Source organism: Curtobacterium sp. UCD-KPL2560, assembly GCF_001705035.1.
GTDB lineage: Bacteria > Actinomycetota > Actinomycetes > Actinomycetales > Microbacteriaceae > Curtobacterium.
The window spans coordinates 1-5,795 of record NZ_MCIG01000117.1 but is presented as its reverse complement, the minus strand read 5'-3'; the positions used below and the strand labels follow the sequence as shown (position 1 = coordinate 5,795).

At 76.0% G+C, this 5,795-nt stretch carries 5 protein-coding genes; all 5 read left to right on the top strand.

What is annotated here, in order from left to right; translation table 11 throughout:
- Positions 1 to 33 precede the first annotated feature (33 nt).
- The 5 genes from nadA (at position 34) to BEP24_RS15660 (ending at position 5,643) form a co-directional block, all read left to right on the top strand.
- Positions 34 to 1,305, top strand: coding sequence for a quinolinate synthase NadA (nadA, locus tag BEP24_RS15680; RefSeq protein ID WP_065965010.1), 1,272 nt, complete (start codon positions 34 to 36; stop codon positions 1,303 to 1,305).
- Between the two features lie 19 nt (positions 1,306 to 1,324).
- Positions 1,325 to 3,091 (top strand): FAD-binding protein, encoded by a 1,767-nt coding sequence (locus BEP24_RS15675; protein WP_065965007.1) that lies wholly within the window; start codon positions 1,325 to 1,327, stop codon positions 3,089 to 3,091.
- Positions 3,088 to 4,026 (top strand): carboxylating nicotinate-nucleotide diphosphorylase, encoded by a 939-nt coding sequence (gene nadC / locus BEP24_RS15670; RefSeq protein ID WP_083230435.1) that lies wholly within the window; start codon positions 3,088 to 3,090, stop codon positions 4,024 to 4,026. The genes BEP24_RS15675 and nadC overlap by 4 nt, the downstream gene beginning before the upstream one ends.
- A gap of 19 nt (positions 4,027 to 4,045) precedes the next feature.
- Positions 4,046 to 5,206: a cysteine desulfurase family protein gene (locus tag BEP24_RS15665; RefSeq protein WP_065965005.1), complete on the top strand. Its 1,161-nt coding sequence runs from the start codon at positions 4,046 to 4,048 to the stop codon at positions 5,204 to 5,206.
- A gap of 170 nt (positions 5,207 to 5,376) precedes the next feature.
- A complete protein-coding gene (locus BEP24_RS15660) occupies positions 5,377 to 5,643 on the top strand; it encodes a hypothetical protein (RefSeq protein WP_141693492.1) in 267 nt (88 codons plus the stop codon).
- Positions 5,644 to 5,795: the final 152 nt, after the last annotated feature.

Genomic DNA, 5,795 nt, shown 5'->3' with positions numbered 1-5,795 from the left:
CGCCCACTCCACCCCCACCCGATAGGAACCGACGTGTCCATCGCGACGACCATCGACCTCATCTCCAACGGCAAGGCCGCCGGGAGCACCTGCACCCCCGACCTCGCGCTGCCGACCTGGGACTTCGACACGCGCCCGGGCTACGGTCCGGGCTCGTCGATGTCCGACGTCATCCCGACCACCGCCCCGCGCCAGGGCCAGCTGCCCGACGAGTACAAGACCGCGAGCGACGACGAGCTGCACGAGCGCATCGAGCGGGCGAAGGCCACCCTCGGCGACCGGGTCGTCGTGCTCGGGCACTTCTACCAGCGCGACGAGGTCGTCCGGCACGCGGACTTCCTCGGCGACTCGTTCCAGCTCGCGAACGCCGCCCTGACGAAGCCGGACGCCGAGGCGATCGTGTTCTGCGGCGTGCACTTCATGGCCGAGACGGCGGACATCCTGGCCCGCGACGAGCAGCGGGTGATCCTGCCGAACCTCGCCGCCGGCTGCTCGATGGCCGACATGGCCGACATCGACAGCGTCGAGGCGGCCTGGGCCGAGCTCGAGGCGCTCTACGGCACCGAGCCCGACGCCGACGGCCGCGTGCCGGTGGTCCCCGTCACGTACATGAACTCCGCCGCCGACCTCAAGGCGTTCTGCGGACGGCACGGCGGCATCGTCTGCACGAGCTCGAACGCCGCGACCGTCCTCGAGTGGGCCTTCGAGCGGGGGCAGCGCGTGCTGTTCTTCCCCGACCAGCACCTCGGCCGCAACACCGCCAAGGCGATGGGGATCAGCACCGACCTGATGCCGATGTGGAACCCGCGCCTGGCCGGCGGCGGCAACGACGCGCAGACCCTGCTCGACGCCCGCGTCGTCCTGTGGCACGGCTTCTGCTCGGTGCACCGTCGGTTCACGGTCGACCAGATCGAGCAGGCCCGCCGCGAGGACCCGGACGTGACGGTCATCGTCCACCCGGAGTGCCCGATGGCCGTCGTCGACGCGGCGGACGTCGCGGGCAGCACCGACCTCATCCGCCGGACCGTCGCTGCGGCGACCGAGCCGTCCTCGTTCGCGATCGGCACCGAGATCAACATGGTGAACCGCCTCGCCGCCGAGTACCCGCAGCACCGGATCACCTGCCTCGACCCCGTGGTCTGCCCGTGCTCGACGATGTACCGCATCCACCCGGGCTACCTCGCGTGGGTCCTCGAGGCGCTCGTGCGCGGCGAGGTCCTCAACGAGGTCGCCGTCCCCGCAGCGGTGCAGGCCGATGCCCGGGTCGCGCTCGAGCGCATGCTCGCCGCGAAGCCGCGCGGCTGACGGACCACCGGCGGACACCGTGCACGTCGTCATCGTCGGCTCCGGCATCGCCGGGACCACCGCCGCGATCCGCGCCAGCGCCCGGCACGACGTCACCCTCGTGACGAAGGGGGCACTCACCGACGGTGCCACCGCGTACGCCCAGGGCGGGGTCGCCGTCGCCCTGGGCGCCGACGACCGCGTCGGCCTGCACGAGGAGGACACCCACACGGCGGCGGCCGGCAGCGCCGACGCCCGGGCAGTCGCCGTGCTCTGCGCGGACGGGCCGGCGCGCGTCCGCGACCTGCTCGCGCTCGGCGTGCCGTTCGACCGGACCACCGACCCGGCGAGCCTCGACCGCCACGGCGACGACCTCGCCCGCGGGCGTGAGGCGGCGCACGGGCGGTGGCGGGTCCTGCACGCCGACGGCGACGCGACCGGAGCCGCGATCGAACGCACGCTCGTCGCGGCACTGCACCGCCGGCACGTGACGATCCTGGAGCGCACCTGCCTGACCGACCTGGTCGTCCGCGACGGCGCGGTCGTCGGCGTCGACGTGCTCGACCTGTTCGGCGAACCGCGGCGCATCGACGCCGACGCGGTCGTCCTGGCGTCGGGCGGCGCCGGGCACCTGTTCCAGGAGACCACGAACCCGCTCGTCGCGACCGGTGACGGCGTGGCGGCGGCCTGGCGTGCCGGTGCGGTCGTCGCCGACCTGGAGTTCGTGCAGTTCCACCCGACCCGGCTCGCCGTGCCCGACGGCGGGCTGGTCTCCGAGGCCGTCCGCGGCGAGGGCGCCGTGCTCCGCGACGCCGCCGGCCGCCGCTTCATGACCGCCGTCCACCCGGCCGCCGAGCTCGCACCGCGCGACGTCGTGGCACGGGGCATCGCGGCCGCGGTGCGCGAGCAGGGCGGGCAGCCCGTGCTCCTCGACGCGACCGGCCTCGACCCGGAGTACCTCGTCCGCCGCTTCCCGGGACTGACCCGCGCCACCCGGGCGGCGGGGTTCGACTGGACCCGTGAGGGCGTCCCGGTCGCCCCGGCCGCGCACTACGCGATGGGCGGCGTCGCCACCGACGCGGAGGGCCGGACCAGCCTGCCCGGCCTGCTCGCCGTCGGCGAGGTCGCCTGCACGGGCGTGCACGGCGCGAACCGGCTCGCGTCGAACTCCCTGCTCGAGGGGCTCGTCTTCGCCGTCCGCGCAGCGGACGCCGTGGACGCGCCGCGCCCGGCGCGGCTCCGGCTGCGCGGCGACGCGGACCTGCCGGTCACGCAGGTGCCGGACGCCGACGTGCAGGGAGTGCGCGCCGGATCCGGTGGTGACGGCCCCGACGACGCGAGCCGCACGGCGGGCGTGCACCGTGCCTCCAGACCGGTCCGTCGCGACCCGTCTGCGGGTCGCGACACCGCGAGCCGGTCGGGAGGCACGTCCCGCGTCGTCGACGCCGGCCCGGACACCGCGACCCGGCGGGGAGGCGCGCCCCGCGCCGTCGACGCGGCATCCGTCCGCCGGGTGCTCCAGACCGAGATGACCGAGCGGGTCGGCCTGCTCCGTGACGCCGACGGCCTCGCCGCCGCGCGGAGCGCACTCGCTGCGCTCGCCGTCCCGGTCCCCACCGGTGTCCGCGAGCACGAGGACCGCGCGCTGCTCGACCTCGCGCGCCTCACCGCGCTCGCCGCCGAGGCGCGCACCGAGTCCCGCGGCGCGCACGCCCGCACCGACCACCCCCGAACCGACCCGACCGCACCGGCCAGCACCGCGTGGGTCCGGGTGTCCGCCGCCGTCCCGCAGGGAGTCCCCGCATGACCAGCACCACCGAGCGCACCGCAGCCGCGCCCGCCGTCGTCGACCCGGGCACGATCCCGCCGCACGTGCTGCGACGCGTGATCGACACGGCGCTCGAGGAGGACGCGCCCTGGGGCGACGTCACCAGCGAGACGCTCATCCCCGCCGACGCGGTCGCGACCGCGACCCTGGCCGCCCGTGAGCCGGGCGTGTTCGCCGGCGGCCTCGTCTTCGCGGCCGTCGTGCGTGCCGTCGACCCGACCGTCGAGACCGTCCTGCACGTGCCGGACGGCGCGCCCTTCGCCGCGGGGGACGTGCTCGCGACCGTCAGCGGGTCGGCGCGGGCGGTGCTGCGGGCGGAACGCGTCGGCCTGAACCTGGCGCAGCGCATGTCCGGGATCGCGACGGCGACGGCCGCGTACGTGCAGGCCGTGGCCGGGACGCGCGCCCGGGTCACCGACACCCGCAAGACGACGCCCGGGTTGCGGGCACTGGAGCGGTACGCGGTGCGGTGCGGCGGTGGGCACAACCACCGCTCCTCGCTGTCCGACGCCGTCCTCGCGAAGGACAACCACCTCGCCGTCCTCACCGCGCAGGGCACGAGCATCGGCGACGCGGTCGCGGGCGCGCGGCGCCGGCTCGGGCACACCGTGCACGTCGAGGTCGAGGTGGACCGGCTCGACCAGGTCGAACCCGTGGTCGCCGCCGGGGTCGACACGATCATGCTCGACAACTTCACCCCCGAGCAGCTCGTCGAGGGCGTCCGCATCGTCGCCGGGCGCGCGCTCGTCGAGGCCTCGGGCGGGGTCTCGCTCACCACGGTCGCCGCGATCGCCGCGACCGGGGTGGACGTCGTCTCGGTCGGTGCACTCACCCACTCGGCACGCGCGCTCGACCTCGGGCTCGACGTCGTCGTGACCGCCGGCCCGGGCGACGCCGCGCCCGCCGGGGCCTGAGCCGGTCCCGCGTCCCGTCGTGTTCTACCTCGACCGCGCCGCGACCACGCCCGTCCGGCGGGAGGTCCTCGAGGCGATGTGGCCCTACCTCACCGGGGTCTTCGGCAACCCCTCGTCGACGCACGGGGTCGGGGACGCCGCTGCCCGGGCGCTCGCCGACGCCCGCGCGACCGTCGCTGCCGTGCTCGGCTGCCGTCCGGGCGAGGTCGTGTTCACCACCGGCGGCACCGAGGGCGCGAACACGGCGGTGAAGGGCATCGCCCTCGCCGCACCCCGCGGCCGGCACGTCGTGACGAGCGCGATCGAGCACGAGGCGGTGCTCGAGAGCTGCCGGTACCTGGAGCGCCATCACGGGTTCACCCTGACCGTGGTGCCGGTCGACCGCGACGGCGTCGTGCACCCCGATGCGCTCGCCGCGGTGCTCCGGCCGGACACCACCCTCGTGTCGATCGCGCACGCCGACAACGAGGTCGGGACGGTGCAGGACGTCCCCGCCCTGGCCGCCGTGGCGAGGACGGTCGGTGCCCGCTTCCACACCGACGCGGTGCAGAGCGCGCCCTGGCTGCCGATCGGCCTCGACCGGCTCGGCGTCGACGCGCTGTCGCTGTCCGGGCACAAGCTCGGCGCGCCGAAGGGCACCGGCGTCCTCGCCCTGCGCGGGGGTGTCCCGATCGAACCGCTCCTGCACGGCGGCGGGCAGGAGCGCGGGCGGCGCTCGGGCACCGAGGACGTCGCCGGGGCGGTCGCCGTCGCGACCGCGCTCGCCCTCGTGGCGGGGGAGCGGGCGGCCGCCGCGGCCCGGGCGACGACGACGCGCGACGCGGTCGTCGCCGGGGTCCTCGCCGGCGTCCCGGGCGCGGTCCTGACCGGCTCGCCGACGCACCGGCTGCCCGGTCACGCGTCGTTCTGCTTCCCGGCCGTCCCCGGCGTCGCCCCCGCGGTCACCGGCGAGACGGTCCTGCTCGAGCTCGAGCAGCGCGACGTGGTGTCGTCCTCGGGGAGCGCGTGCGCGGCGGGCAGCACCGAGGCCTCGCACGTGCTCACGGCCCTCGGGCTGCGCGAGGACGTGGCGCGGACGGCACTGCGGTTGACGTTCGACGCCGGGCTGCGGGACGAGGACGTCCCGGTCGTCGTGCGGTCCGTCGCCGAGGCCGTCGGGGCGGTGCGCGCGCTCGCGTGAGGCCCGCTCGTCCCGCGACCCGAGTCCCGCGTCCCGGTGCCTGCCCCTGCGCCGACCCGGTGCATGCCTCCCGGCCCGTTTCGGTGCGTACGTGTACTAGACGTTCTACTCCATGAGTGGGGTCGTGTCCCCCCTTCTGCGGACCGGCGTCCTCGTGCAGCATGGTGGGCATGACGAACGCGATCACGACCCGGGTGCTCGGGGAGGACCACTTCCGGGTGGTCCAGCTCCTGCCGGCACCCGCGACGCTCGTGGCGCTCGTCCTCGCCGCCCAGCACGACCTCGGCTCCGCCCCGCTCGGGGTGATCGCCACGGTCGGTGCGCTCGCGGCGGTCGGGAGTGCCCTGCTCCCGATGGTCCGGCCCGCGGCGACCCGTCGACCGATGCCTGCCCCGCGGGAGACGGACCGGTACCGAGAGGACACCGAACGACCTTGAGGACCAGCGCCGGGCGGCCGACACCCGTCGACCACCGGGCGCGCCCAGACCGGACGCGGCACCCCTGACCGTGTCCGGACGGAGTGCGACATCCCCTGTCGTCGCGCTCCGCCGCACCGCCCCCGCCGTGGACGTGGCGCCGGACCCTGACC